This window comes from Paenibacillus sp. JT22N12, assembly GCF_056269365.1.
This window is the reverse complement of the sequence record NZ_JBWDNU010000001.1, coordinates 1,162,865-1,187,979: the sequence shown is the minus strand read 5'-3', so window position 1 is coordinate 1,187,979 and position 25,115 is coordinate 1,162,865. Positions and strand designations below refer to the sequence as shown.

Genomic DNA, 25,115 nt, shown 5'->3' with positions numbered 1-25,115 from the left:
AGGCAAGAAAGTGATATCTTCACCTTAAGATTCAAAGTGGGCTGGAGAGTAACATAAAAAGCGGTTGAGCAGAAAATAATCTGTTCAGCCGCTTTTTCATTGGAGATTCACTAAATATGGCCACCTCCGGCTGAATTTGCGAAGGTCTGGAAATGATTGGATATCGCCTCGGCCAATCGTTCCTTTTGCACCGGTTTGACGACAAAATCGCATGCGCCGCTTCGAATGGCCTCAAGGACCATTTCCCGCTGTCCCATCGCGGAGCACATAATAATTTTAGCTGCCGGATCGACCTGCTTGATATTTTTGAGGGCGCTGACTCCGTCCATTTCGGGCATCGTAATATCCATGGTCACAAGCTGGGGTCTTACTCTTTTATAGAGATTAACAGCTTCAATGCCGTTGCCGGCTTCCGCTACAACCTCAAGACCCAGACTCTCCAGAAGGCCGCGCATCATCATGCGCATAAATGCGGTATCGTCGACTACCATTACTTTGATTCCATTCATGGTCATCGCCTCCTTGTCTTAAGCCGATCATATCAGGGCAGTCTGAACAAAAACTGAACGGACCGCTGGCTAAAAAGCGTGAACAGCGCAAGCTCCTGTGTCAGGATTGCATTTAAGCGGGGGGATGATTATAATTTCAGATAGGTTATCATGATCGATAAGGAGAATGATATGAATTATATTATCGCTTTTGTGTTTGCTATTGCTATTGTTATCGCACTTATACCGCCGCTTCGCAAGCTGGCACTCAGGATCGGATTTGTGGACAAGCCCCAAACCAACAACGAACGCAAAATTCACCGGGAACCGATTCCGCTGACCGCAGGCATTGCGATTTATGCTGCCTTTGTCATTTTATATCTGATATTTGTTCACGATAATTGGATCAAGACCGGGGCTATTCTCGGAGGCGGCCTGATCATTCTGATCATCGGCCTTGTTGACGACTGGTACAAGACGCATGGCAAGGAATTTGCCTCGCTGCCAAAATTTGTGGTTCAGATGGGTGCTGCCATTCTGGTCTACAGCTCGGGGATTGTATTCAGCGGCTTTGAGAATCCCTTCACAGGAAGCTATTACGTACTTCCCGAGTTGTTCCAGTTCCTCTTCACCGTCTTATGGATTTTTGGCGTAACAACGGTAATTAACTTTACAGACGGGATTGACGGCTTGGCCAGCGGATTATCCGCTATATCGGGAACAACGCTTCTGGTGGTCGCGCTTGTAATGGGACAAGGCGAGTCGGCGATGATGGCTACGATTCTTGTAGGCGCATCCCTGGGTTATCTGAGATACAACCGGCCGCCGGCAAAAGTGTTCATGGGCGATGCAGGAGCTACTTTTCTTGGCTTCATCCTTGCCGTTATTGCGCTTGACGGAGCCTTCAAGCAGGCGACAGTCCTGTCCTTGTTCATTCCGATTCTTGCGCTCAGCGTTCCGATCCTGGACAATGTCCGTGTTGTGATCTGGAGGATGATGAAGGGCGTTCCCTTCTACAAGGCAGACGCTTCCCAGGCGCATTATGTATTGTTAAAAACAGGCATGAAACCGGTTCAGGTGGTATCCTTCCTGTATTTAATCAATATTTGCACCGGTTTATTCTCCATCATATTGTTGCTGATTCAATAATTAAGGAAAATAATGTTGACATTCTCATAGATAAACGGTATAGTATTGAATATTGAGCGAAAATGATTTTCTCGCTAATATGCGGTCGTGGCGGAATTGGCAGACGCGCTGGATTCAGGTTCCAGTGGTAGCAATGCCGTGGAGGTTCGAGTCCTCTCGACCGCACCATACCTTTAAACTAAACTAACTCTTCTCAAAGGAAGGGTTTTTTTGTTTGTTCAGCACCGGCTTCGTCCGGTTACTGCTCTTGGCGTTTTGCTCCACTTCATGAAAGGCATACATTTGGAGACTATCTCATATTTTAATTCAGTATTGCATTCATCAAGCTTTCGTTCTATAATGTGCCTACACCAGTTGCAATTAAATCTGAGGATTGCTGAAGGCTGGCAAGGAGAGATGAATATTGATGTATTATGCTTTATGATTACAGCCATGGTCATGCACATTGTGTTAAAAAAAGAGCATACGGGGAGAGATGGATGTGGACGTTTTAGCCATGATTATTGAAATCCTATTAGGTCTAGTGTTTCTGATGGCGGGTTCAATGAAGGTTTTTGGCACCAAAATGCAGGTGGATAGTTTTGCCCATTTGAAGCTGCCGCAATGGTTTCGGGTCTTTACCGGTCTGACCCAGTATATAGCGGTGATCGCGCTGGTCATCGGCTTCTGGGAGCCAAGCTGGTCGGCGTGGGCTGGCATCTGGCTTGGATTTATCATGCTGGGCGCTGCCGCCGCTCATATCCGGGTCAAGGATCCGGTAACCGCGTTATTGCCCGTAATCGTGCTGCTGATTCTATCCGTTGCGGTTACTCTGCTGCAAAGCTCGGAGCTTGCGAATTTCCCGGGTTAATGACGGTTGTTCGGGCATCCAAATTATCAATCGTCAGCTTCAACAGGCAGATGTGTACAGGCGATACTATAGAAGTCAAATCAAAGAGAGCCAATCACGACTGGCTCTCTTTTTCTAATAGATGCACCAAAGGCAACAGGTTGAATAGAATTTGCCACAGACGGGTAAAAAACATATAATGTGCCTATATTACACACATATTGAAATTCTGACATGCTGTAATGAAGAAGGGAGTGAGCGGTAATGAGCACAGCGAATAAACGAATCGATTTCGGGCCGCCGCATTTCAAAATCGCCATTCATGCCGTTGTCTGGCTAGCCCAAAGCAGGGGCATTTTATCAAGTGCCATGATTGCCAGCCAGGTGGATTCCCATGCCACTTTCCTGCGAAGAGTTCTTCAAGCCTTGGCCAGCGCCGGAATCGTGGAATCCAAGGGTGGTCGTGAGGGAGGATATATTCTCAAAAAAGATACTGCCGCGCTTACGCTCGGAGATATATATGATGCAGTCAACACGGGAGGAAAAGAGCCCGCTCAAGAAGCGGATTGCGGGGAGGCCGGGGAGTTTCTGGATCTGGAGCTGGAAAAAATTCTCCACAATGCGGAACAGAACACTATTCAGTATCTTCATCAATTCACCATTGATCATGTCATGTCCAGGGTCGACTTCTTCAACGTTTAGGGTATATCACACCAAATAATAAGTCCGGCACGATCAACAAGAAGCACGTTTGGGGCTACTCATGCACGAGGACCCAATTTTTTTTGGGAAGGGGGCCCCGTCTTAATTTACACCTGCCAAAACCATGTGCTACTATGATGGTAAACGTTTTCAGAAAGGGGATGCATTAATGAACCGGATACAACGATTGACTCCGATCCTTAAGAGCTTTGTGGAAAAAGGACCGGCCGGCTGCGCCTTAACCGTTGTCCGCCGCGGGGAAGTATTATACCAGGACAGCTTCGGTTATGCGGATCTGGAGAAGAAGAAGGAAATCAGCACGGATACCATTTACCGAATTTATTCGATGACCAAAGTGATTACCTGCACCGCGGCGCTCATGCTTTACGAGAGAGGACACTATCTGTTGAACGATCCGCTTGAGGAGTATCTGCCCGAGTTCAAAAATCCGATGGTGTACCGCTACAACGAATTTGGCGATATGACGGTATCTCCCGCGGCCAACCCGATTCGCGTCAAGGATCTGTTCACCATGTCGTCCGGTCTTACATATGGCGGGATTGGGACGGAAACCGAACGGCAGACCCGCGTTATGATGGAGAACGCCGCCGCCACGATGAATATGCGGGAGCTGTCCAAGCAGCTTGCGGCCATCCCTCTTGCTTTTGATCCCGGCACGCATTGGAAATACGGCACAAGCCATGACGTCCTGGCCGCTTTGATCGAGGTGCTGTCCGGCCAAACCTTTGAAGAGTTTCTGAAGCAGGAAATTTTCGGACCGCTCGGGATGAACGATACCTCGTTCAGAATCTCAGATGACAAGCGGGACAGGTTATGCGTGATGTATGACAGTGCAGAAGACGGCAAGCTGACCGTCAACGACAGGATGGATACCCCTTTTCAGCCAGGATGCAGATACGAAAGCGGCGGGGGCGGCCTTCTGTCGACAACCGGCGACTACAGCCGGTTTGCGCAGGCTCTGGCGAGGGGCGGCGAATTGGATGGCGTGCGGCTTCTCAGTCCGAAGACGATTCAGCTGATGCGGACCAACCATTTGAGTCAGCAGCAGCTCAAGGATTTCAGCTGGGCGCATATGAACGGATACGGTTACGGCCTTGGAGTCCGCGTGTTGATGGATCCGGCGGCGGGCGGAAACAACGGCACGATCGGTGAGTTCGGCTGGGCAGGTCTGGCTGGCTCATGGACGCTGATTGATCCGCACGAGGAATTGTCCGTCGTTTATATGCAGCAAATGCTGCCAAGCCGCGAGCCTTATTTTCATCCAAGGCTGCGGGCCGTTATATACGGAGCGCTGTAGCAGGAAATATAGCCGACAGTGCGGCACTTTGACAAGTGCTGTTTCAATGTGACTTCAACACTCCACGCAATAGATACTATATGGTAATAGAACAGCAAAATCCAAAAACCAGTCTATCACGTTCAATCCGTGATAGGACTGGTTTTTTATTTTTTCCGGGCGGTTCAGAGCGTTCTATACGGTTCCGGGGGAGCTGGTGCGCATGTCAGGCTGACCGCTTTTTTTCCAGATCAAGAAGTATGTTTGCTTATACGATTTTAAATGGATACAAGTCGATACACTTTGTTTACAATTTTCAGAAGATTTGTCTATATCCATCTTTTATAACTAAGAGAGCAGGTGATAGCGAAGAGACAAGGAACAAGGAGAGGAAGACAGCATGATAAAAACCGGATTATTTCTGACAGGATTCATGATAGTGTCCGACCCCGGCGTGGCAGCAATAGCAAATCTGATCCATCATAGAGCTTCGCTCTATTTGCATGAATGAGGTGGCTGACATGCAAAAACCGATGAGGCCGGCTCGCACAGGACGCAGAATCGTTACTATCTTCATATTATTCCTGCTGTTCTGCACATTTGCAATCTATGAAATCAATCATAATTCATCCAAGGTCGTAGGGATGCTCGCAGGTCCCGAATCACCGTCCGCCACATCTTCAGTTGTTGACAAGCAAACGGGGAAGTATAAAATTGTCATTGATCCAGGCCATGGCGGGCATGATCCTGGAGCTCCCACAATCAGCGGATTAGAGGAGAAAGCCTATACGCTTGCCCTTGCGCAGGAGGTATATGATCAGCTGAAGCAGGACCCGATGTTTGATCCTTATCTGACCCGCAGCGACGATACATTCGTCTCATTGGATGACAGGGCGAAATTTTCGAATGACTTGGAGGCGGATGCCTTCATATCGATTCATGGGAACACCTATGATGACCCGGAAGTCAGCGGAACGGAAACCTATTATTATTCCGATAGCAGCATACAGCTTGCGGATGTCATCCAGGAGCATATTCTCGCGGCCAACGGCTTTAAGGACCGGGGCGTGCGCTATAATGATCTGAAGGTTCTTCGGCTTAACGAGGTTCCGGCCATCCTGACTGAAGTCGGCTACTTGTCCAACGCAAGCAATGAAGCTCTGCTGCTGGATCATGACGGACAAGCCCATATCGCCCAAGGGATTATAGACGGACTCAAGGATTATTTTGGCGGACAGGCTCCCTGATGAAGTCGACCTTCCCGACCTTCCGGCTTATGGCAGCCGGGGGTCTTTTTCTTATAAGTTTCAGTATGTACAGGTTTCACTTGGCTTTGCCGCGGGAGAGCGGAGATAACTCATTCTTCTTGTAAGTGCTGCATTGCTGCCTTATAATAGTTAACATATCAACTAATGGGCTTCTTGATGGGCAGGAGGTGATCAGCTAATATGGTTCTGCCTGATAATGTTGTGAAATTGATTCATGATGTCAATTTGGAAATTGCCTTTCGTATCAAGAAAGATCTGGCTCCTTACGGGATTACGCCCGAGCAGGCGTTGATCCTGATCCTTCTGAAGGAAAGGGACAAGCTTTCCCAGAATGAGATTGCCGGCAGGTTAAACAAGGATAAATCAAGTATAACGAGAATGATCATAAGTCTGGAACAAAAGCGGATTATCCGCAGGAGGGTCCGGGAGAATGACCGCCGGTATTTTATCGTCTCTTTAACGGAGACAGGGTTGCGGCTTGCTGGGGACATATTCCCTATTGTGGACCATATTCCGCGTCTTGCAGTCGAAGGAATAGCAGATCATGAGATGCAGGAGCTGCGCAGACTGCTTGCCAAGATTCGGGAGAATGTGCACTAATCCAGGTTATGGACAAGCGGCTGGTGAATCAACTATTTTAACTGCGGAGGTGTATGCACAGTATGAAGAGCAAGCTGGAGCAGCCCAAAATCCCGTCAGACCTGCCAGATATCTCCGACCGGATGCATGCGCTGATGACCAAAGATGAATTCAGTCACGGATGCATTGAAGATATCACCATACATAGCCAGGAAGCGGCCCGGGTTTCATTTGAAAAAATAGTGTTCAGGAATGTGACCATTGCAGAGTCGTCATTGCCTAATGCTGAATTGACGGACGTTATTTTTGAGAAATGCGATCTGTCGAATGTCGATTTCGCCGGGACTTTCCTGCACAGGACAGAGTTCAGAAACTGCAAATTGATGGGTACGGATTTTACAAAGAGCAGGCTGCAGCATGTTTCTTTTCTCAGCTGCCTGAGTGATTACGCCTTGTTCCGGTTCGCGAATTTCAAGCAGGTTGAGTTTGAGGAATGCTCTTTGGTCAGCGCCGACTATTATCAGTCTTCTTTGAACAAAACCGGCTTCATCCGCTGCAAAATCGATCAGGCAATCCTGTCGGGGGTCAAGCTCAAGGGGATCGATCTGAGCGACTGCGATTTCGATGAATTGATGGTGGAAATCGATGACTTGAGGGGCTGCATCATTTCGGCGGGGCAGGCTTCGACATTTGCGGGCCTTCTGGGCCTGATCATTAAATAGCCAATGATGATGGGGGCAGAAAATGTATCAATATACGGATCAACACTACGAAGCAGTGGATTTCAGCGATCGCGATCTGCGGGACGGCGAGCTGCTGCGCTGCACATTTGAACGCTGCATATTCACGAATGCTTCCATGGAGGAAATGACGAACACCGGCTGCCGGTTTATTGAATGCAATTTTCACGGTGCGATGCTGAATGCTTCGATCCATACGGAATCGGCCTTTTTGAATTGCAATTTTGTCGATGCCAATTTGTTTGTTTCCAAATTCAACAATTGCAAAATGACGGGCTCGGACTTTTCAAAGGCTCAAATGGATGGCATTACGCTGCTCCGGGGCGATTGGTCTTATACGAATCTGAGGTATACGAAGCTGAATAAACAGGATCTGCGGGAAATCCGCTTTCTTGAGGCTGATCTCTTCGGCGCCAATCTGGAGAAGGCGGATTTGCGGAACAGCGACCTGACCCGGGCGAATTTGGCGCAAACGAAGCTGAACGGGACCGATTTGCGCGGCGCCATCATGGATGGGGTCAACTGGAAGTCGCTGGATGTGAAAGGGGCCAGGATGGACACCGCGCAGGCCGTTGGTTTCTTGCGCTCGTTTGGCGCCAAGGTTGATTGAGGCTTGTCAGATAGCATTGCGTAATATGCATGCGGATTAAAAAAGCAGCGGGCTCCTCCAATCGGAGCCCGCTGCTTTTTTGAACTAGAATTCCCAACGCACTCTGCGAGGGAAGAAACATACTCTGCCGCCAAGGGAGGCAAAGTGAGCTTCTTCCTATTTGGCGGCGTAAAACTTTTCGTTATCTCCAGCTTATTTGCTTTCCTGACCTGGAGCCGTCTTGTCCCCGCTATCGCTGACAGCAGGCAGGGAAGAGACGAACTCATCGGACATGCTGATGAGCCTGTGGGCCTTGTCGTATTCGCTCTTGGCATCCAGCGGCTTGGTGACCTTACCGCCTTCCAGCGGGTAAGTGATGCCGTCCGCGTAACCGGAGCCCGGGACAAATGCGCCTTTGGCCGTAATGAAGGAGCCTGAGGGTAGGTAATAACGCTCCGGCAGCACATTGGCGGTCTGGTTCAGTATATCCCGGCCAAAAATCACCTGATCCTTAAGCGGGACGCCGATCAGATTCGCCACTGTAGGATAGATATCCGACTGTCCTCCGACCTGCTGGAAGACCTGAGGCTGTTCATTGGGCACGGAGATGACGAGCGGAATGTTCATCATATCCGGAAGACTGTAGTCGCGGCTGTAGATTTCCTTCATCAGCTTTTTTTCCTTATTGTTGAGGGAATAGATCGGCAGCCCCTGGTGGTCGCCGTACAGCACGATAACGCTGTTGTCCCAGACGCCGTTCTTCTTCAGCTCGTCAATGAATTGACCGAGTGCGTAGTCTGCATAATTTTGCGACTGAATATAATCGCCGACGAGAGTTCCCTTGTAGCGCTTCGGCAGCTCCATCTTGAATTTGGCGGCCGGGATGCGGAACGGATGGTGACCGGACATCGAGATGATTTGGGCGTAAAAGGGCTTGCCGCTCTCCTGGAAGCGAGCCAGCTCTTCGGCAGTTTTGGCATAAAGCACTTCGTCGGAGGCACCGAACGAGACCAGATCGCTTTTGCCGAAAAACTTGTCGTCATAATACTTGCCCCAGCCAAGCGCCTTGTACAGCTGATCCCGGTTCCAGAATATGACGCTGTTTGTATGGAACGTAGCCGTTTGATAGCCGTTTGCTCCAAGCAGCTTGGGCATGCTTGGCAGCGCCCGGTCCGCATAGATCTCAGAGGCCGCGCCGTTCGGCGGAACATAGAGAGAGGTGTTGACCACAAATTCGGCATCGGCCGTATTGCCCTGACCGACCTGCTGGAAAAAATGCGGGAAATAAAAATGGTCGTGGACGAGAGCGTTCATGTTGGGCGTAATTTCCTTCCCGTCTATCTTCAGATCGACCAGAAAGTTCTGGAAAGCCTCCAGCTGAACGATAATCACGTTTTTCCCTTTGGCGGCACTCCAGAATGCCGGCTGTTCCGGCTCCGCGGCGCCCTTCACCTGCGCAACCATAGCGGGGGTCACCGACTGTGGTTCGATCTTCAGGTCCTTGGAGGGGGCAAAGGCCGCATAGGCTTCATAGTTGATGATCCCCATGCTTTGGGCCTGCTGGAACTCATTCATGCCGCCATGGTAAGGAAGGACGGACAATACGCATGCGGCAAGCGCGAGCACCTGTCCGGCTGCAAACCAGCTGCGGCTCTCCCGTACGGACAATCCCCGTCCCCAGGCGCGAAAACGCCGGTTGGTCAGCATCAGAATGAACAGGACTATAATATCCGTGAAGATAAACAGATAATAAGGGTCCATCAGGGAAATGACGCTGCTGTTGACCTCCGATACCTGATTTACCTGGCGAAGCTCGTGGTAGGTGACAATGACGCCAAAATACTTGTAATACATGATCACCGCAAAATAAACGATGGTCAGGACGAGATCGACAGCCAAATAGGTACCCAGCTTCTTCCGGTAGGCGAAGCTCTCGATCAGGCAAAATATAAACCAGATCGACGGAATGCCGGTCAGCAGCGTCATGCCGAAGCTGCCGCCGGTTTCTTTGAATACAACGCTCCAGACGAGCAGCATTTTCAAAATCATCAGGATGGAAAAGAAAATAAAGGGCTTTTGCAGAAGGACGCCCCATCGAAAACGATTAACCAAAACCAATCCTCTCCTCTTTGGCAAAGCTTATTATAGGCGTTAAAAAGTACGATAAACATAAGGATCGGATGGCGCCGCTATATCGTTCCAGGACAAGGTCCTGAGCACCGGAACGGTCTGCTTGAAAGGCTGGTACAGCTCCGATGTCAGCGTGCCGGACACATGAACCCATTCATCGTCCTTCAAAACGGTTCCCTTCGGAAACTCGACAAGCATGCCGAAGACGCCGGAGTCCGCAACACAATGGATGAAGCCGAAGCGAAACACGAAATAATGGTTGTCGTCCACCTGCTCGCCTTTATACACGAACCCGTCAAAACCGATCGATTTTCCCGAAAAGCTTATCGGATAATTATAGATTGCCTCCAAACCGGTCAAATAATTTTGGTCGGACAGGATAATTTTACGTTGATTGGCGAAATTGGACAACTCCGCCTGCGAAACCTTCTTGTAGCCCGCTTTACCATAGAACACACTCGTATCCGGCTTTAGAAACTGATGATAACCCGGATTTTCTGCCGAAACATTGAGACTCGGGAATGAGAAGCCTTTGGCCTTGACGAAGCTTGAATCAAGAGTCTGAACCGGAAGCAAAAGACCGGTCAAAATCGGGAAGATCAGCACGATATAGCCGAGCGTACGCTTCAGCCTGGAGGATTCGCCGTGAGAGTGGCCATGATCGTCATGATGCGAATGGGAATGCCCTTCATGGCGGGTATGGCTGTTCTCATGAGCTTTCGCCCGCTTTTCCGCCCGCTCCTGCCGGTTTAACCGCAAGAACTCGAAGATAAACAAGACCGCGAGCAGAACGATCGCGCTGACCGACAGGTAGGCATATTTCATATTGATATATTTGTTGAGGTTCCCATTCAGGTGAAGCTGCAGAAACATCAGGGCGAAGCCTGCCAAAACATACAGGCTCGTCATCCGAACAACCTCCCGACCAAGAGGGAGGTCAGCAGCGTGCTGACCGTCACAAGACCGATCAGCGCTGCGACGAATCTCCCATTAAATACGCCCAGCAGCATCATCGTATTTTTAATATCGATCATAGGTCCGAAGACGAGGAACGCCGAAATTGATCCGATCGAGAATGTACTGCGGAACGAGGATGCGATGAAGGCATCCGCCTCGGAGCACAGCGACATAACGAACGCGAGCACAATCATGACAAGAATCGATGTAACCGGATTGCTGCCAAGATGAATAAGAGACGAGGTCGGAATAAAAGTCTGCATGGAGGCCGCGATAAAAGCGCCCAGCACGAGGAACTTGCCGACCGAGAAAAATTCCTCGACCGCATGCTGCATCACGTCGAGCAGCTTCAGATGCAGCGGCGGCCAAGCGGGGGCTGCAGCAGGCTGCTCGATCGCGGCAGCCACGAGTGAGCTTGCCGGAACGCCGCCGCGGAACGGCAGCTCGCGAAACAGGAACGAAATGGCGATTGAAACCGTGAAAGCGACAACAATCGCTGCACCTGCGCGAATCGCGGCCATCCGCCAGTCGTTGCCGAATGCGATATAGGTAGCGAACAGCACAATGGGGTTAATAATCGGCCCGGTCAGCATAAAAGCGATGCCGGCATTAAGCGGCACGCCCTTGCCCAGGAGGCGCCTTGTAATCGGCACGATTCCACATTCGCAGGCCGGGAAAAAAATCCCGATGCCGCAGCCAAGCAGCGTGGAGAAGAAACGGTTCCGCGGCATGATGCGGGCGATCCATTTTTCCGTCAGAAAGCTCTGAATAAGTCCGGAGACGATGACCCCCACCAGCACGAACGGTATGGCTTCCATAATCATGCTGAGGAATATGGTGTTCAGCTGCAGAAATGTTTTCACAAGTACCTCCCGCCAGGCTTCGTTTCTTACAATATTTGTTGAGTCTGCAAAAGCTCGTCTCTTTATCTCAATATAATAGTAAAAATAACTGTTAGTAATTTAAACATAGGGATAAAAGAATTGCAAGAAATGAGAGTAAAAGCAGGCAAAGCGTCAGCTAAAGCAAAAAAAGGCCATCTGGAAATTATTTTTTTAATTCCCGGTTGACTTTATTGGGCTTCGGATTTAATATTACTTAAGTTATCTAAAGTTTTCATTGTTTAAATATTACATGACCTAAGTAAATTGACGGGGGGTTCAAAACTTATAGAAACCAATATGAATGCGCACGCTGAGCGTTTCAGGGGTGTGCTTCAAACACTCAGAAGGAAAATGGCTCATGAATTTGCAAACAACTACAAATCGGAAATGACCATACCCCAGTCTATTATTTTATTTATAATCCGGGATAACGGACCGCTTAAAGTAACCGCATTGGCTGAACAGATGGGCGTCAAGCCGAGCGCGATCTCCGTGATGATCGACAGATTGGTGCTTCTGGATTTTGTCGTTCGTCTTCCTGACCATAACGACCGCCGCGTTGTTTTGCTGCAGATCACAGATGCCGGCCGGGCTGCGAGCAAGCGGCTTGAAGAGCAGAATAATGAACTGATCGGGCAATATTTCAGCAAGCTGAGTGTGGATGAGATAGAGAATATGCTTGTTACGCTTGAGAAGATCATCAAGGACTAGTTTGACAAGGTTAAAAGGAGGAGCAAGAATGGAAACAACTGGCGCTGTAAAGAGCGAAACTCCCACGGACACAGTCCGAAAGGGAAAAGGATTATTAATTCTCGGTTTGATGATTGCCATGCTGTTTGCGGCATTGGATCAGACCATTGTCGGTACAGCGATGCCAAGGATTGTTGGGGATCTTGGAGGACTTGGTCTCATGGCATGGCTGACGACAGCGTATATGCTGACCTCAACCGTTGTCGTACCGATAGCAGGCAAACTGGCGGATTTGATCGGAAGACGGGTCGTCTATGTAACTGGCCTTATCGTTTTTATCGGGGCATCTGCTTTGTGCGGAACCGCGCAGGATATGACCTGGCTCATTATTTTCCGTGCGATGCAGGGTATCGGCGGCGGTATTATTATGCCGATGGCCATGATCATTATCGGGGACATCTTCACCGGCAAGGAACGCGCCAAGTGGATGGGGGCTTTTGGTGCCGTATTCGGATTATCGTCCGTCATTGGCCCTCAGGTCGGGGGCTGGATCGTAGATTCGCTAAACTGGCGCTGGGTGTTCTATATCAATCTTCCCGTAGGTCTTCTTGCCGTCGTTCTGATCGCTCTGGCACTTCCGAAGCACAAAACTGAAGGCAAGGTTGTTTTTGATATACCGGGCATGCTTACCATGATTGTCGGTGTTGTCAGCCTGCTGCTGGCCTTGACATTCGGCGGCGTGGATTACGCTTGGGCTTCGTGGCAAATCATTGGATTGTTCGCACTGGCTGCTGTGGCTATCGCCGCCTTCCTTATGATTGAAGCAAAAGCCCAGGAACCGATTCTTCCGCTCAAGCTGTTCAAAAACCGGGTATTCAGCACAATCAACGCGATCGGTTTCCTGATGTCCGTCGGCATGTTCGGCGCGATCATGTTCGTTCCATTGTTTATGCAGGGTATTGTCGGAATCAGCGCTTCCGCATCCGGCACGGTCATGACGCCGCTCATGATTACCATGATTATTACCAGCATTATCGCAGGGCAAATTGTATACAAGATCGGGATCAAAATACAGATGATCCTTGGTATGATTATTATGGCGGTAGGATTCATGCTGCTTACGACCATGGATATTGATACAACCAAGCTCAGCGCATCGGGCATTATGATGGTGATGGGCTTCGGCATGGGATTCGTAATGCCGCTTCTGACGCTGGCTTTGCAGGAAAGCTTCCCTAAATCGGAGCTGGGCGTCGTAACCTCCTCCAGCCAATTTTTCCGCTCCATCGGGGGGACCTTTGGTATGACGGTGCTTGGCGCCGTGATGAACAGCCAATCAGGCAAGCTTCTGACGAAGGATCTGCAGCCGGTGCTCACCGGCATGGATGACCAGACGGGTACTGCGGCCAAGATGATTGACGGCATTCACAGCGATCCGCAAAGCGTCTATTCCATGCTGCTGAGTCCGGATATTCTCAAAGCGCTGCCGGCGTCTTTTGTCGAGAAGGTATCGCCTATATTGAAGCACACGCTGATCAGTTCGCTGCAGCATGTGTTTTGGGTCGGTCTTGCTTTTATCATATTAGGCGTTGTGATGAGTCTGATGATCGGCAAAATCAAGCTGTCGCAGCCGGATAAGAAATCCCGCAAAGAAAGAAAAGAAGCGGCACCCATGATGCACTAAAGGAAATGTCCGGAAAAAAAACCTTTCCCAGTTATGGGAAGGGTTTTTTTTGTGTTTACGTCCGTCATCCGCACATATTTTGCCCTTCGCACACAAACAATGAGTGTAACTCGAAGGGAAAGCAGGCGGTTCTATAATGATGAACAACCGGATAAAACGGATGTCGCTGATCCTGTTGCTGCTGATCAGCGTACAGATGAGTTACCATACGGCTGCCGATGGGCTTGAAGGGGCAAAAATCCAAGACGCTGGAAGCCCTGAGGACAGACAGGTTGCCATCGTCATTGACGACTTTGGCAATGGATCGGATGGAACGAAGGAAATGCTGAATTTGCCTGTTCATTTCACCGTCGCTGTCATGCCTTTCATGCACATGACCAGGCATGACGCGGAAATGGCGCATAAACGCGGCCATGATGTGCTGGTGCATATGCCGATGGAACCGAACAGCGGCAAACGGGAATGGCTTGGTCCCGGAGCCATTACCTCGGCCTTAAGCGACAAGGAGGTGCGCCATCGGACGGAAGCGGCCATCAAGGATGTTCCGTATGCCATCGGCATGAACAATCATATGGGATCGAAGGTAACGGCGGACGAGCATATCATGCGCATCGTCCTGACAGTAGTGAAGGAACACGGGATGTTCTTCCTGGACAGCCGCACCACCTACAAGACCGTAATTCCCAAGATCGCTGCGGAGCTAGGTGTGCCGCTGCTCTCGAATGATGTTTTTCTCGATGATGTATATACGGAAAGTCATATCGCCAAGCAGCTGGGCATCCTGCACAAGCATATGGATTCTCACGCGACGGGCGTTGCTATCGGGCATGTCGGTGTTCCGGGCAAGAAAACAGCCGCAGTACTCAAGATTACCATCCCGAGGCTGCAGCAAAGCATGAACTTCGTCCGGCTTTCCGAGATGCTCACCCCCTCATCGGAGAAGGACATAATTCCGCACCCCTGATGCGATCGCGTCGGCAATTTCCTGCTGCCGGCGGGGATCTGTCAGCATCCGGCGGTCTCCGGCGTGGCTGATGAAGCCCATTTCGACAATGACGGCCGGTTGTTTGACAACATTGAGCAGATAGAAGGGTTTGCCGATCTCGGGCAATCTGTTGGTATTCTGCTGGCGGTTCAGGGCATCTTGGATGCAGAAGGCCAGCAGTGCGCTTTCCCCTTGGTCCTGATGGAGCACGAGAGGACCATAGCGTTTTGGATTCCTGGTCCAGTTGACATGCAGGCTCACCATAAGCCGGCTGTGAATCTCGCCGGACAATTGGCTGCGCTGGGACAAATCGCGCTTATGCCGGGAGCGGCTCGAATGCCAGCGGTTGTCATCGCTTAAGGCGTAATCGCCATCCCGGTTAAGGACGGTACGGATGCCATAGCCCCGCAGCAGCGAATAAAGCTTCTTCGCTACAGCAAGGTTGATATCCTTCTCGAGCAAATCTTCATAATGGGCGCCGCCGTCTATGCCTCCATGGCCTACATCAATAATGACGTCAGTAGTCGGCAGTGCTCTGTGGTATTCCGGAACAGCGGCGGTCTTTTGCCCTTCAGGTAATGGCTCAGCACCCGCGGAAACTTCTTGTTGAAAACCGAGGCAGCAGAAGCTGGCCAGGCAGATCGCAGTTGCCCGGAACAGCCATTTTTTGAAATAATTCTTTGTCAGATAACGCGGTCGTTGGAGCATCTTAGTCATTCCTCCACTATCAGGTTCACTCTCCTTAGACTGGCACAGATGAAGGAAACTCATTCATGTTTGGGCGAAACAATTGAAGGGGAGACTAAAGGTAATGAATGAACATGCGGTGAAGGCGTAAACGCAGGAATGAATATAAACGAAGGAGGCGAAGAAGATGGCAGATAGCGATGAGTGGGTCAAATATGTGACCGAGCAGTTTGTTCAATACGTGGAAACATCCAAGGATGAACGCAAACAATCACGCCAAACAGCCAAAGCATCACGCGAGCCTTGGCTGACAAAATGGTTTGGAATCGCGCCTCTCGGCGTCGCGCTCTGGTGGCGCAGCCGAAGCGGAAGATAAAAATCAAGCTTCAATCCGCCATTATTGATAGAAAAGGCCATTGCCAACCAGCATTTCCATCGGGACATAACGCGTGCCCTGCTGATCGAAAGCCACGTAAACGTTTTGGTCATTCCATGTGTGGTACCCGACGGCAGGCCAGACATGGAGAACAGTCTGATCGAACAGCTCGGCTGTGTATCGTAATTTCGCCTGATCATCCAGAAGCTTAAGCAATGAGCCTGGCTGTTCAATCATGAGCGGAGATTTTGTCAGCCACGGCATGGTTTCATAGGGATCGAATGCGCTGTTTAAACGGGACCCGGACAGGCTTGTAAGTGTGCTTGCCTCCTCGTCCGCAGCAAGGTCCAGCGGCTTGACTGACAATTGCTTCTGCCACATGGCATCATTGACCGGAAGTGCCCCGCCGGTCCAGGCATCCAGATAATAGGCTTGTCCATCAGGGGCATCCCATTTCCAAACAGCCAGCAATGGATGGACGTATATACGTTCCAGCCGGAGCGGCTTTTTTGTTGCTTCGGCATAAGATTCAATAAGTCCTTGCCGTACCAATGAAAGGTACAGCGTATTGGGATCAAAAATTGGGTGGCGCCCGACACCGTATTCACCGAGGGCATACCCGCCCTGCTCAGTGGCATTGACGATCATGTAGCCGATGGGCTGGCGGTCCAGGATGACCGTGACAAGATAGCCATGTGTGCCCGGACCAAGCGGAACAATGGCGGATTCAGCGTTTTTCCAGGTATGAAATTGCTGCTGCTCAGACAAAATATCCATCCATGCTCGTACCTGCGTCTGCAGCTGTGATGGATTCTCAAGAGATAAAGAAGCATTCGCTTCCGCTGCGGCCGCTGCCGAAACATGGCTGCTGACCATGAGCAAAATAATGGCGGCGAATAACGGAGTTCGTTTGTGCATGAGCTATCACCTGCTTCTTTCATGGGTTTGGGTCATAACGTCATTGTAATCAAGCCTGTCTGAAAAGGGTGTTGGAACCTGTCGCGCCGAAGCGGACAAGCTCCGTTCTTTTTTTGCCGTATTGCTGCGAAGAAACCAAGGATCCTCCGGTTTCCTGTCGTTTCCGGTGTCAGCCGATTCCTTCCAGATAGAAGATTCCGCAGTTTATGGCGGATACACTCACCCGCGGCTCGTACTGCCAGCGGATTTCATCCTGCCTCCGCTGAAACTGCTCGGTAATGAGCGTACGCTGCTCCTCGTCAATGGAAGCAAGCAGAGGCTCATAATAGTGATGGAGAGTGACAAGCTCTTCATCGAGCCTTGCCGCGGCTGCAGCCGCCCAGGCGTAATCGTAGGTCTTCAGCTTCCGCTCCAGCGTTTGTTCCGCGATGGTCGCCGCTTTGTTAAGCGTTAATGCGTTTTTGGCGGTGTGTATATTGGGCGGCAGCTTGGGTGTCATCCGATGCTGCGTAATCCGGTCGTAAAAGCGTTCCACGCATTGTCCGGTTGCCAGTGAAACGCCAAAGGAGTGAATTTCCTCCCGTTTCATATCGCAGGCGAATTCCACTTTCAAATTCACTCCAAGCCACGCGGTATAAGCCGTGGATTGGAGAGGGTGGGCGCTGCGCTTCTCGGGCTCCTGGAACAGACAGACGTAGCTGCCGTTATGCCGGGCGGAATCGAACAGCTGCTTCAGCTTGTGAGAGCCGTAATGCAAATCCTCGCGCGGCACTCTCGCCGCCGTATTCAAGGTGCCGTGAAGGAAGCCGCGCGTGCGGCTGAGCGCAGCTTCCGCCGCCTGATCCGCTTCGGATGGAGCGGCAGTTTTCTCGGTGCGGATTTTCTCCTGCGCGGCAGCCTCGTCATATTTCTGCTTGTCGGTAACAAGCAGCAGCGACATTGTTTCGGGCTCAGCGCCGGTTCGGTCGATGAACCCCCAATAATAGGTCCGGTTCATGAGCTCCCGGTCCGCTTTGGGCGAAAGCTTGACCAGGTAATGAGCAGGCGATTTCTCCATTACATGACAATTTGTTGCCTCCAGATAACGCTGGACAAATTTATGGACCTGACGCTCGTTCAAGGTCTCACCTCCTGGCCTACTGCATCCAGCATGGCATCAATGGCTTCAAGCCCTTGGGACGATTCGGATTCTACTTCGCTGCGGATCCGGTTCAGGGAGTTGCCCAGATCGTCGATCTGTTTGCGCAGCTCCGCGGAGTTCCCGGACTCCAGCATGACGCGCGCCAGCTTCTGTTCGAGCGTTTCTTTCTTGTCGAAACGTTCCAGAATATGATCCAGCTCGCCGATTACCAGCTCGAAGAGATTGATTTTCTCATGCAGCAGGGACACAATATGCTCCTCGATCGTTCCCAGCGTACACAAGTTGAAAATGTTCACGTCGCTGGTTTGACCCAGCCTGTGGACCCGGCCGATCCGCTGCTCAACCCGCATCGGATTCCAGGGCAGATCAAAGTTGATCATGTTGTGGCAGAATTGGAGATTTATCCCTTCGCCCCCGGCCTCGGTTGCAATCAGCACCTGGGCGCGGCCGCGGAATAAATCCATCATCCAATCTTTCTTACCCCGATTCATGCCTCCGCGATACGGTACGGCGGTAATATTTTGCGAACGGAAATACTGCAGCAGGTATTCCTGCGTTGCGCGGTACTCCGTGAAGACAATGACCTTGTCATCCATGGCGCGTACAAGCTCCAACGTTTTCTCCGCCTTGGTGTTGGCCTGAATGCCGCGGATGACTTCGACCAGCTCCCAGATCTTGGCGCGTTTAGGCGAATCCTCCGGCGTCTTCTTGAACATATTCACCAAGGTGAGGAAGACGGCGTCGCGGCTGCTGCACACCTCGCGCTGGAGCGTGACCAGCGAAAGCATGCTGCTCAGATCGCCATCGCTTTCCTCATAGCGCTCTTTTACGAATCTCGTCACGGCATCATAAAGCGCCTGCTCTTCATTAGAGAGCGAAAGCGGGATATTTTTGACGATCCGTCTCGTAAAGCTAATTCCGCCGTCGCCGCGGCGATTGCGGATCATAACTGTAGACAGCGTTTCTTGCAATTGGCCCTCATTCTTGGGAATACGCTTGTCCACGACAAAATTGCTGGCGAATTCGCTTTGACCGCCAAGCTGTCCGGGCTTGAGCAGCGTAATCAGGTTATACAGCTCGTCCAGGTTGTTTTGTACGGGCGTTGCGGTCAGAAGCAGGCAATACTTTTTGCGGAGCAGATTGACGAACTGGTAGTTGGTTGTTTTTTTGTTCTTGAGCTTATGGGCTTCGTCTATAATGAGCAGATCGTAATCCTGGCTCAGCAGCATATCCCGGTGCGGATCTCTTTTCGCCGTATCGATGGAGGCCACGACAATGTCATGCTGCCAGGTATGCTCTTTCTTCTGGGCGATTGCGGCGATACCGAATTTCTGATTCAGCTCGCGTACCCACTGGAGAACGAGTGAAGCGGGTACCAGAATAAGCGCGCGGCGGACGAGCCCCCGAACAAGATACTCCTTGAGGATCAGACCGGCTTCGATCGTCTTGCCAAGCCCCACCTCATCAGCGAGAATGGCACGGCCGCTCATCTCGTGCAGCACCTTGCGGGCGGTGCTGATCTGATGCGGCATCGGCTCAAGCGCGGGCAGGCTGCGTATGCACTGGAGATCGTCGAAGCTGCTGATCAGCTTGGTCTGCTCGGCTTCGACAGCCAGCTGATACATGGTCCAGTCGTCCCATGGACCGTTGCGGTCGACTTTGTCCTGAAGCTGATCGAACCAGCTGCGGTCAAAATAAAGCGGAGCATTCGGATGCAGTTTGCGGCCTGCAGGACCAGGACCGGAAGTGGACTCCGACTGCTGCGGATGGTTTGTAGAGTGGGCCATGAAGGACTCCTTTCCGAGGAAGGAATTGGATTGATTGTCCTTAGTATGACCTTCAAGCCGGCAATTCATAAGAGGGTCGGAGAAATAATGGCAGAAGGTGCGTCCGGCGCAAGGGCCGCACCGTCAATCCTATGGACGGCGGAGCCGGATGATGTCTCGTAAGTCAGCTTAATCAGCAGACGTTATTACTCTTGCAAACCGACTCTGAACGAACTATGATTTAGATGATATTGAGCGAGAGGAAGGAGAATAACCATGAAGAAGCTTCATTACAAGCAGCCGGCTCATTCCTGGGTGGAGGCGCTTCCAATAGGAAATGGCCGGCTCGGGGGTATGATCTTCAGCGGGGTGGAACAAGAACGGATTCAGCTGAATGAGGATACGTTATGGTCCGGAAGCCCGAGAGAATTCAATAATCCTCATTCGCTGGAAGTGCTGCCGGAGGTCAGACGTTTGCTCGCCGAAGAGAAATTCACGGACGCTTACAAACTGTCCAGAGAAATGCTGGGCCCGTATACGCAATCATACCTTCCGCTTGGCGATTTGCATCTTCAATTCTATCATGGCGATATTGCAGGTTCATATGAACGCATCCTCGATATAGAGAGAGCGCTTTCTTGTTTGACCTATCAGATTGGAGAGGTGACCTATACCAGGGAGACCTTCGCCTCCTACCCGGATCAGGCGATCATTATGCGTTTGCAGGCCGACCGTCCCGGTATGATCAGCTTCAGCGCCAGTCTGACAAGCCAGCTGCGCTCCCGTACGAGTCAGGAGGATCAGCAGCATGTTCTGCACGGGACAGCTCCCGAGAATGTGGATCCCAGCTATTATCCAACCGACCGGCCAATCGTGTATGGGGATGGCGCGTCGAACAGAGCGATGAGCTTCACAGGACGTCTGGGCGCAGTAAATACAGGGGGCACACTCCATACCGATGCCGACGGGCTGCATGTGTCGGATGCGGACTCCGTTACGCTATTCTTTGGCGCCGCAACAAGCTTTCAGGGCTTTGACAGGATCCCTTCGGTCGAGGGGAGAAATCCGGCAGTAATCACGAAAGAGCAATTAAGCGCTGCCATGATCAAATCATATGAAGAGCTTCTTAAGTCCCATGTTGATGATTACCGCAGACTTTTTGATCGTGTAGACATTCATTTGGGGAATTCATCAGCTGCCGCAAGTGTGCCGACCGACCGGCGAATTGAAGAATTCGGAGCCGCTGATCCGGCGCTGGTTGAACTGTTGTTTCATTACGGGCGTTATTTGATGATTGCCAGCTCCCGTCAGGACAGCCAGCCTGCCAACCTGCAGGGGATATGGAATCAGGAGGTGAGGCCGCCCTGGAGCAGCAATTATACGATCAACATCAATACGCAAATGAATTATTGGCCGGCGGAGAGCTGCAATTTGTCGGAATGCCATGAACCATTAATGCAGATCATTGAGAATTTATCGGTCAATGGTGCCTCAACCGCCAAGGTCAATTATGGGGCCAGGGGATGGACGGCTCATCATAATACGGATATTTGGTGCCTGACATCGCCGGCTGGGGATTACGGCCATGGCGATCCATTGTGGGCGTTGTGGCCGATGGGCGCCGCGTGGCTGTGCCAGCATCTATGGGAGCATTACAGCTTTACGCAGGACGATTCTTTCTTGCGCGACCGCGCGTTTCCGGTGCTGAAAGAGGCAGCCCATTTTTACCTGGATTGGTTGATTGAAGATGAACAGGGCAATCTTGTTACAGCCCCGTCAACCTCGCCTGAGCATAAGTTTGTAGCGCCTGACGGTTCGCTTGCTGGGGTCAGCCGGGCGTCGACCATGGATATGGCGCTCATTTGGGAGCTGTTCACCAATTGTATCGAGGCTTCTCTGAGGCTGGATGCCGATGAAACCTTCCGCGAGGAATTGACCAAAGCGCGCGAGCGGCTGCTGCCTCTGCAGATCGGACAATACGGCCAGCTTCAGGAGTGGAGTCTGGACTTTGAGGATGAAGACGTGAATCATCGCCATGTGTCCCATCTTTACGGTGTTTTTCCTGGCCGTCAGCTCACTGGAGAAGATACGCCGGAGTGGTTCGCCGCAGCGGAGCGTTCGCTTGAGCGGCGGGGGGATGATGGAACCGGCTGGAGTCTGGCGTGGAAGGTGAATTTGTGGGCGAGGTTCATGGACGGCAATCGGGCGTTTGCCCTGATTTCTAATTTGCTTCGTCTGGTCGAAGATAAAAAGAATACGAATTATCACCATGGCGGAGTGTATGCGAATTTGTTCGACGCCCATCCGCCATTTCAGATCGATGGCAATTTCGGCGTTACCGCCGGCATTGCGGAGCTGCTGCTGCAATCCCAGAAGGGATTTATTCACCTGCTGCCGGCGCTGCCGGATGTATGGGAAAGCGGCTGGGTAAGAGGGCTCAAGGCAAGGGGAGACTTCGAAGTGGATCTTACTTGGAATAGCGGCCGCTTGAAGGAGGCTGCCATAACTTCCGGACAGGGAGGGCGTTGTCTGGTGCATGCAGACTCGTCCGTTATTGTGTCGGAGAATGGCAGAGAAATCGCTGCGGAGCTTATGCCGGGCAGCTTGATTTCATTTGATACCGAACCAGGTAAAACGTACACGCTTACGGCCGTCGAAAGCTCTGTTGTTTCCTGATGGTTGCGTAGCGGCTGGGATGAAAGCAGGCCTTCTCTCAAAAGGGAAGGCCTGCTTTACGTAAACCGGGCTGTAATGGAATCCTTCCATGGAGGACGAAATCTGTATTCAAAGGACAAATTTTAAAAATGAACTTAATAAAGGTTTTTTTTACAATTAAAACCTTTATAATGGATATTAATCCAAGAGGAACCAGCTATCGACGCCCTTTGACGGCAAAGCGCGTTATTCCGACAAAAAACTTATAGAAATTTATAGCGCTGAACATATAAAAATTCTATACGTTTATAACTCAACTTTCGCAGCCGTGAAAATTGAGTTTATCAATACACGATTCAGGGGAGGTGTTTCATTATGACTTATTCATTTTTGATGATGCCGCCAACCGTTCGATGGATAATCGTTATACTGGGTGTGCTGCTTTTTTCGCTTCTGTTTTATATGGATCATAAGGAAAAGAAGAGGAGGAAGATGAAGGAAGTAACTGGAAAATCAAATAAGGATGTGGATTGATAAAGCCGAATGCTCTGTTAAATGTAATGCAATGCGATGCAATGAACCACTCTCCTTGTAAGGAAGGTGGTTCAGATGCAGGGCGGCAGCATATTGCCGCATGAAGCAATAACGAGCGTAGCCCGATTTGGTCTGGAGAGAGGTACCCTTGCCATCAAGCCGCCCCGTCCTACAGAATACGGGCCAGATTCCGGTAAGCCTTCGGGGGTATTCCTTCGCTGCTGCGGAATAAGCGGCTGAAATAATGAATATCCGGATAGCCAACCTGCGCTCCAATCTCTCCTACCGACAAATTCGTCTCCCGCAGCAGCCTTCTTGCCTCCCTGTGCCTGAGCATCTGCACATATTCCCCCGGCGGCATGCCTGCGACCTTCTTGAAGACCTTGATCATATGATCCTGATTCATAGCAAGCTGCTCGGCCAGAACCGGATTGGACCATGAAGCAGCCGGGTCGGCCTCCATGGCCGTCATCATTTCCAGAATCCGGTCGCCCTGAAGCGGCAGGTTGACGGGATTGTAAGTTCTCTGCGAGCGCAGGAGCAGCCCCAATACCTGCAGCATCAGCGCTTTGCAGAGCAAGTGATAAGCTGGCGGGCGCATCGTAAATTCATGCACGATCTGCTCCATCAGCTGGACGCATAATGGGGTAGGCGTGTAGACGAGCTTCTCCGAAAGCGGCTCGAAGCCCTCGGCCAGCGCTTCCACTCCGAACTTGATCTCCTGGACGGCCGCTTCGTTCACGACCATATCCACCTCGCTCACAATATCCAGCTCATCCTGAAAATCAAAATGAATGCCCATAAACTGCGCATAGGAAGAAAGCACCTCGTTGCGGTGGTAAACACCCGCCGGGATAAAGATTAATTGTCCGGGCGCAATATCGTGGCGCTCGCCGCCGATCCAGGTGGCAGCTTGTCCCTGGCGGACATAAAGCAGCTCAAAGTCATAGATCCGCCTGCCATCGAGCGGACCCTCCGGCATTTTTTGAAATTTGGCATAATGCACGCTGGGTGACCAGTCGCGAAAGGGAACCTGCTTGCGAAGAGGATATAGGAAACCGGAATTGTCCAAAAATTGATCTCCTTTCGCTAAATATTTCAGACTGTTCTATTGTTAAAATAGCTTTAGCTATTACTTATTTAACATAAATGACGTTTCGTTGGCAAACGGTATTGTCCAAATACAGGTTATGGGAGGTTTTAATGATGAAAAAAGGAATTAATATTTGGTCGTTTCCGGACGGCATGCCCATTGCAGAATGCATCCGGATCGCCAAGGATGCCGGGTTTGACGGCATTGAACTGGCTTTGACCGAGGGCGGCGAGCTGGGTCTTGACATTACGGACGCCAAAATCAGCGAAATCCGCCAATTGGCTGCGGATGCCGGTATTGAAATCAGCGGGCTCGCGACAGGCTTGTATTGGGATTATGCCATGACAAGCGACGACGGGGCGATTCGTGACAAAGCGATCTCCATTTGCAAAAAACAGCTGGAGCTTGCGGCAGCTTTTGGCGTTGACGCTATTCTCGTTATTCCGGGCGGCGTTGGCGTTGATTTTATCCCCGGTTACCCGGTTGTACCTTATGATATCGCTTATGACCGCGCACTGGCGGCGATTAAGCTGCTGGCCGCGGATGCCGAAGCCGCAGGCGTTCACATCGGTATCGAGAATGTCTGGAACAAGTTTTTGCTGTCGCCGCTGGAAATGAGGGGCTTTATTGATGCCGTGGGTTCGGACTTTGTCGGCTCCTACTTTGATGTAGGAAATGTGGTTTATTCCGGTTATCCCGAGCATTGGGTGCGGATTTTGGGCAGCCGGATCAAGAAGGTGCATTTTAAGGATTACCGCAGAGAGGCTGGAGGCCTGGTCGGTTTTGTGGATTTGCTGGCTGGCGACGTCAACTACCCGGCTGTGGTCGAGGCCCTTCGGGAAATCGGCTATACGAACTATGTGACGGCGGAAATGATTCCTTCGTATACTCATCATTCCACACAGATTATCTATAATACGTCCCGTTCCATAGATGCGATTTTGAACGATTCGGCAAGAGCTTAAGGGAGGATG

General features: G+C 51.0%; 24 protein-coding genes and 1 tRNA gene. 16 read left to right on the top strand and 9 right to left on the bottom strand.

From position 1 onward, the window contains the following. Positions 1–110: 110 nt before the first annotated feature. Positions 111–509 (bottom strand): response regulator, encoded by a 399-nt coding sequence (locus tag AC0YOA_RS04910; protein WP_210039552.1) that lies wholly within the window; start codon positions 507–509, stop codon positions 111–113. 171 nt (positions 510–680) lie between these two features. Here AC0YOA_RS04910 and AC0YOA_RS04905 point away from each other — a divergent pair, with 171 nt between their 5' ends. The 9 genes from AC0YOA_RS04905 (at position 681) to AC0YOA_RS04865 (ending at position 7,662) form a co-directional block, all read left to right on the top strand. Beyond that, on the top strand, positions 681–1,637 hold the full coding sequence (locus tag AC0YOA_RS04905; protein ID WP_475785659.1) for a glycosyltransferase family 4 protein: 957 nt from the start codon (positions 681–683) through the stop codon (positions 1,635–1,637). 81 nt (positions 1,638–1,718) lie between these two features. Next, a tRNA-Leu gene (locus AC0YOA_RS04900) sits at positions 1,719–1,805 on the top strand. A 313-nt stretch (positions 1,806–2,118) separates the two neighbouring features. After that, positions 2,119–2,487 carry a DoxX family protein gene (locus AC0YOA_RS04895; RefSeq protein ID WP_475785658.1) on the top strand — a complete coding sequence of 123 codons (369 nt, stop codon included), beginning with the start codon at positions 2,119–2,121 and terminating at the stop codon, positions 2,485–2,487. A gap of 243 nt (positions 2,488–2,730) precedes the next feature. Next, positions 2,731–3,168, top strand: coding sequence for an RrF2 family transcriptional regulator (locus AC0YOA_RS04890; protein ID WP_475765491.1), 438 nt, complete (start codon positions 2,731–2,733; stop codon positions 3,166–3,168). A 169-nt stretch (positions 3,169–3,337) separates the two neighbouring features. Next, positions 3,338–4,486 (top strand): serine hydrolase domain-containing protein, encoded by a 1,149-nt coding sequence (locus AC0YOA_RS04885; RefSeq protein ID WP_210039548.1) that lies wholly within the window; start codon positions 3,338–3,340, stop codon positions 4,484–4,486. A gap of 500 nt (positions 4,487–4,986) precedes the next feature. After that, entirely contained in the window at positions 4,987–5,712 is a 726-nt protein-coding gene (locus tag AC0YOA_RS04880; protein ID WP_475785657.1) for an N-acetylmuramoyl-L-alanine amidase family protein, read from the top strand. Between the two features lie 201 nt (positions 5,713–5,913). Beyond that, positions 5,914–6,333, top strand: a complete 420-nt coding sequence (locus AC0YOA_RS04875) for a MarR family winged helix-turn-helix transcriptional regulator (protein WP_475785656.1) — start codon at positions 5,914–5,916, stop codon at positions 6,331–6,333. 62 nt (positions 6,334–6,395) lie between these two features. Beyond that, positions 6,396–7,034 (top strand): pentapeptide repeat-containing protein, encoded by a 639-nt coding sequence (locus tag AC0YOA_RS04870; RefSeq protein WP_475785655.1) that lies wholly within the window; start codon positions 6,396–6,398, stop codon positions 7,032–7,034. A gap of 22 nt (positions 7,035–7,056) precedes the next feature. After that, entirely contained in the window at positions 7,057–7,662 is a 606-nt protein-coding gene (locus AC0YOA_RS04865; protein WP_475785654.1) for a pentapeptide repeat-containing protein, read from the top strand. A 192-nt stretch (positions 7,663–7,854) separates the two neighbouring features. On the opposite strand, the gene AC0YOA_RS04860 is transcribed toward AC0YOA_RS04865, so the two are convergent. Genes AC0YOA_RS04860 through AC0YOA_RS04850 form a run of 3 tightly spaced genes read right to left on the bottom strand, consistent with a single transcriptional unit; the run spans position 7,855 to position 11,624 of the window. Further along, entirely contained in the window at positions 7,855–9,753 is a 1,899-nt protein-coding gene (locus tag AC0YOA_RS04860) for an LTA synthase family protein (RefSeq protein WP_475785653.1), read from the bottom strand. Positions 9,754–9,792: 39 nt separating this feature from the next. Next, positions 9,793–10,680 (bottom strand): TIGR03943 family putative permease subunit, encoded by an 888-nt coding sequence (locus AC0YOA_RS04855; protein WP_475785652.1) that lies wholly within the window; start codon positions 10,678–10,680, stop codon positions 9,793–9,795. Further along, the gene (locus AC0YOA_RS04850; RefSeq protein ID WP_475785807.1) at positions 10,677–11,624 is read right to left on the bottom strand and encodes a permease; all 948 of its coding nucleotides are present in this window, start codon (positions 11,622–11,624) and stop codon (positions 10,677–10,679) included. Before AC0YOA_RS04850 ends, AC0YOA_RS04855 begins: the two co-directional genes overlap by 4 nt. A 339-nt stretch (positions 11,625–11,963) precedes the next feature. Here AC0YOA_RS04850 and AC0YOA_RS04845 point away from each other — a divergent pair, with 339 nt between their 5' ends. From AC0YOA_RS04845 to AC0YOA_RS04835, 3 genes are all read left to right on the top strand, one after another. Beyond that, on the top strand, positions 11,964–12,323 hold the full coding sequence (locus AC0YOA_RS04845) for a MarR family winged helix-turn-helix transcriptional regulator (RefSeq protein WP_210039542.1): 360 nt from the start codon (positions 11,964–11,966) through the stop codon (positions 12,321–12,323). A 28-nt stretch (positions 12,324–12,351) separates the two neighbouring features. Then, entirely contained in the window at positions 12,352–13,986 is a 1,635-nt protein-coding gene (locus AC0YOA_RS04840) for an MDR family MFS transporter (RefSeq protein ID WP_475785651.1), read from the top strand. Between the two features lie 136 nt (positions 13,987–14,122). After that, entirely contained in the window at positions 14,123–14,950 is an 828-nt protein-coding gene (locus AC0YOA_RS04835; protein ID WP_475785650.1) for a divergent polysaccharide deacetylase family protein, read from the top strand. Here AC0YOA_RS04835 and AC0YOA_RS04830 read toward each other — a convergent pair. Then, positions 14,918–15,679 (bottom strand): N-acetylmuramoyl-L-alanine amidase family protein, encoded by a 762-nt coding sequence (locus AC0YOA_RS04830; protein WP_475785649.1) that lies wholly within the window; start codon positions 15,677–15,679, stop codon positions 14,918–14,920. The genes AC0YOA_RS04835 and AC0YOA_RS04830 overlap by 33 nt on opposite strands. A gap of 166 nt (positions 15,680–15,845) precedes the next feature. Here AC0YOA_RS04830 and AC0YOA_RS04825 point away from each other — a divergent pair, with 166 nt between their 5' ends. Continuing rightward, positions 15,846–16,034, top strand: a complete 189-nt coding sequence (locus tag AC0YOA_RS04825; protein ID WP_210039538.1) for a YqzE family protein — start codon at positions 15,846–15,848, stop codon at positions 16,032–16,034. A gap of 21 nt (positions 16,035–16,055) precedes the next feature. On the opposite strand, the gene AC0YOA_RS04820 is transcribed toward AC0YOA_RS04825, so the two are convergent. The 3 genes from AC0YOA_RS04820 to AC0YOA_RS04810 form a co-directional block, all read right to left on the bottom strand. Beyond that, positions 16,056–16,952, bottom strand: a complete 897-nt coding sequence (locus AC0YOA_RS04820) for a hypothetical protein (protein WP_475785648.1) — start codon at positions 16,950–16,952, stop codon at positions 16,056–16,058. A gap of 169 nt (positions 16,953–17,121) precedes the next feature. Continuing rightward, positions 17,122–18,072 carry a YqhG family protein gene (locus AC0YOA_RS04815; RefSeq protein ID WP_475785647.1) on the bottom strand — a complete coding sequence of 317 codons (951 nt, stop codon included), beginning with the start codon at positions 18,070–18,072 and terminating at the stop codon, positions 17,122–17,124. After that, entirely contained in the window at positions 18,069–19,880 is a 1,812-nt protein-coding gene (locus tag AC0YOA_RS04810) for a DEAD/DEAH box helicase (RefSeq protein WP_475785646.1), read from the bottom strand. The genes AC0YOA_RS04815 and AC0YOA_RS04810 overlap by 4 nt, the downstream gene beginning before the upstream one ends. 255 nt (positions 19,881–20,135) lie before the next feature. Here AC0YOA_RS04810 and AC0YOA_RS04805 point away from each other — a divergent pair, with 255 nt between their 5' ends. Together AC0YOA_RS04805 and AC0YOA_RS04800 are read left to right on the top strand one after the other, a co-directional pair. Beyond that, positions 20,136–22,535 carry a glycoside hydrolase family 95 protein gene (locus AC0YOA_RS04805; RefSeq protein WP_475785645.1) on the top strand — a complete coding sequence of 800 codons (2,400 nt, stop codon included), beginning with the start codon at positions 20,136–20,138 and terminating at the stop codon, positions 22,533–22,535. A 354-nt stretch (positions 22,536–22,889) separates the two neighbouring features. Further along, complete coding sequence (locus tag AC0YOA_RS04800) at positions 22,890–23,048, top strand: hypothetical protein (RefSeq protein ID WP_475785644.1); 159 nt, start codon at positions 22,890–22,892, stop codon at positions 23,046–23,048. Between the two features lie 169 nt (positions 23,049–23,217). Here AC0YOA_RS04800 and AC0YOA_RS04795 read toward each other — a convergent pair whose 3' ends face one another. Further along, entirely contained in the window at positions 23,218–24,120 is a 903-nt protein-coding gene (locus tag AC0YOA_RS04795) for a helix-turn-helix transcriptional regulator (protein ID WP_475785643.1), read from the bottom strand. A gap of 134 nt (positions 24,121–24,254) precedes the next feature. Here AC0YOA_RS04795 and AC0YOA_RS04790 point away from each other — a divergent pair, with 134 nt between their 5' ends. Then, positions 24,255–25,106: a sugar phosphate isomerase/epimerase family protein gene (locus AC0YOA_RS04790; RefSeq protein ID WP_475785806.1), complete on the top strand. Its 852-nt coding sequence runs from the start codon at positions 24,255–24,257 to the stop codon at positions 25,104–25,106. The last annotated feature ends 9 nt before the right edge of the window (positions 25,107–25,115 follow it).

What these genes read in the sequence shown, in the direction of transcription:
- AC0YOA_RS04910 (WP_210039552.1), bottom strand. Translation starts at nt 509, where the DNA reads ATGAATGGAATCAAAGTAATGGTAGTCGACGATACCGCATTTATGCGC.
- AC0YOA_RS04905 (WP_475785659.1), top strand. Translation starts at nt 681, where the DNA reads ATGAATTATATTATCGCTTTTGTGTTTGCTATTGCTATTGTTATCGCA.
- AC0YOA_RS04890 (WP_475765491.1), top strand. Translation starts at nt 2,731, where the DNA reads ATGAGCACAGCGAATAAACGAATCGATTTCGGGCCGCCGCATTTCAAA.
- AC0YOA_RS04885 (WP_210039548.1), top strand. Translation starts at nt 3,338, where the DNA reads ATGAACCGGATACAACGATTGACTCCGATCCTTAAGAGCTTTGTGGAA.
- AC0YOA_RS04880 (WP_475785657.1), top strand. Translation starts at nt 4,987, where the DNA reads ATGCAAAAACCGATGAGGCCGGCTCGCACAGGACGCAGAATCGTTACT.
- AC0YOA_RS04875 (WP_475785656.1), top strand. Translation starts at nt 5,914, where the DNA reads ATGGTTCTGCCTGATAATGTTGTGAAATTGATTCATGATGTCAATTTG.
- AC0YOA_RS04870 (WP_475785655.1), top strand. Translation starts at nt 6,396, where the DNA reads ATGAAGAGCAAGCTGGAGCAGCCCAAAATCCCGTCAGACCTGCCAGAT.
- AC0YOA_RS04865 (WP_475785654.1), top strand. Translation starts at nt 7,057, where the DNA reads ATGTATCAATATACGGATCAACACTACGAAGCAGTGGATTTCAGCGAT.
- AC0YOA_RS04855 (WP_475785652.1), bottom strand. Translation starts at nt 10,680, where the DNA reads ATGACGAGCCTGTATGTTTTGGCAGGCTTCGCCCTGATGTTTCTGCAG.
- AC0YOA_RS04845 (WP_210039542.1), top strand. Translation starts at nt 11,964, where the DNA reads ATGGCTCATGAATTTGCAAACAACTACAAATCGGAAATGACCATACCC.
- AC0YOA_RS04840 (WP_475785651.1), top strand. Translation starts at nt 12,352, where the DNA reads ATGGAAACAACTGGCGCTGTAAAGAGCGAAACTCCCACGGACACAGTC.
- AC0YOA_RS04835 (WP_475785650.1), top strand. Translation starts at nt 14,123, where the DNA reads ATGATGAACAACCGGATAAAACGGATGTCGCTGATCCTGTTGCTGCTG.
- AC0YOA_RS04830 (WP_475785649.1), bottom strand. Translation starts at nt 15,679, where the DNA reads ATGCTCCAACGACCGCGTTATCTGACAAAGAATTATTTCAAAAAATGG.
- AC0YOA_RS04825 (WP_210039538.1), top strand. Translation starts at nt 15,846, where the DNA reads ATGGCAGATAGCGATGAGTGGGTCAAATATGTGACCGAGCAGTTTGTT.
- AC0YOA_RS04820 (WP_475785648.1), bottom strand. Translation starts at nt 16,952, where the DNA reads ATGCACAAACGAACTCCGTTATTCGCCGCCATTATTTTGCTCATGGTC.
- AC0YOA_RS04810 (WP_475785646.1), bottom strand. Translation starts at nt 19,880, where the DNA reads ATGGCCCACTCTACAAACCATCCGCAGCAGTCGGAGTCCACTTCCGGT.
- AC0YOA_RS04805 (WP_475785645.1), top strand. Translation starts at nt 20,136, where the DNA reads ATGAAGAAGCTTCATTACAAGCAGCCGGCTCATTCCTGGGTGGAGGCG.
- AC0YOA_RS04800 (WP_475785644.1), top strand. Translation starts at nt 22,890, where the DNA reads ATGACTTATTCATTTTTGATGATGCCGCCAACCGTTCGATGGATAATC.
- AC0YOA_RS04790 (WP_475785806.1), top strand. Translation starts at nt 24,255, where the DNA reads ATGAAAAAAGGAATTAATATTTGGTCGTTTCCGGACGGCATGCCCATT.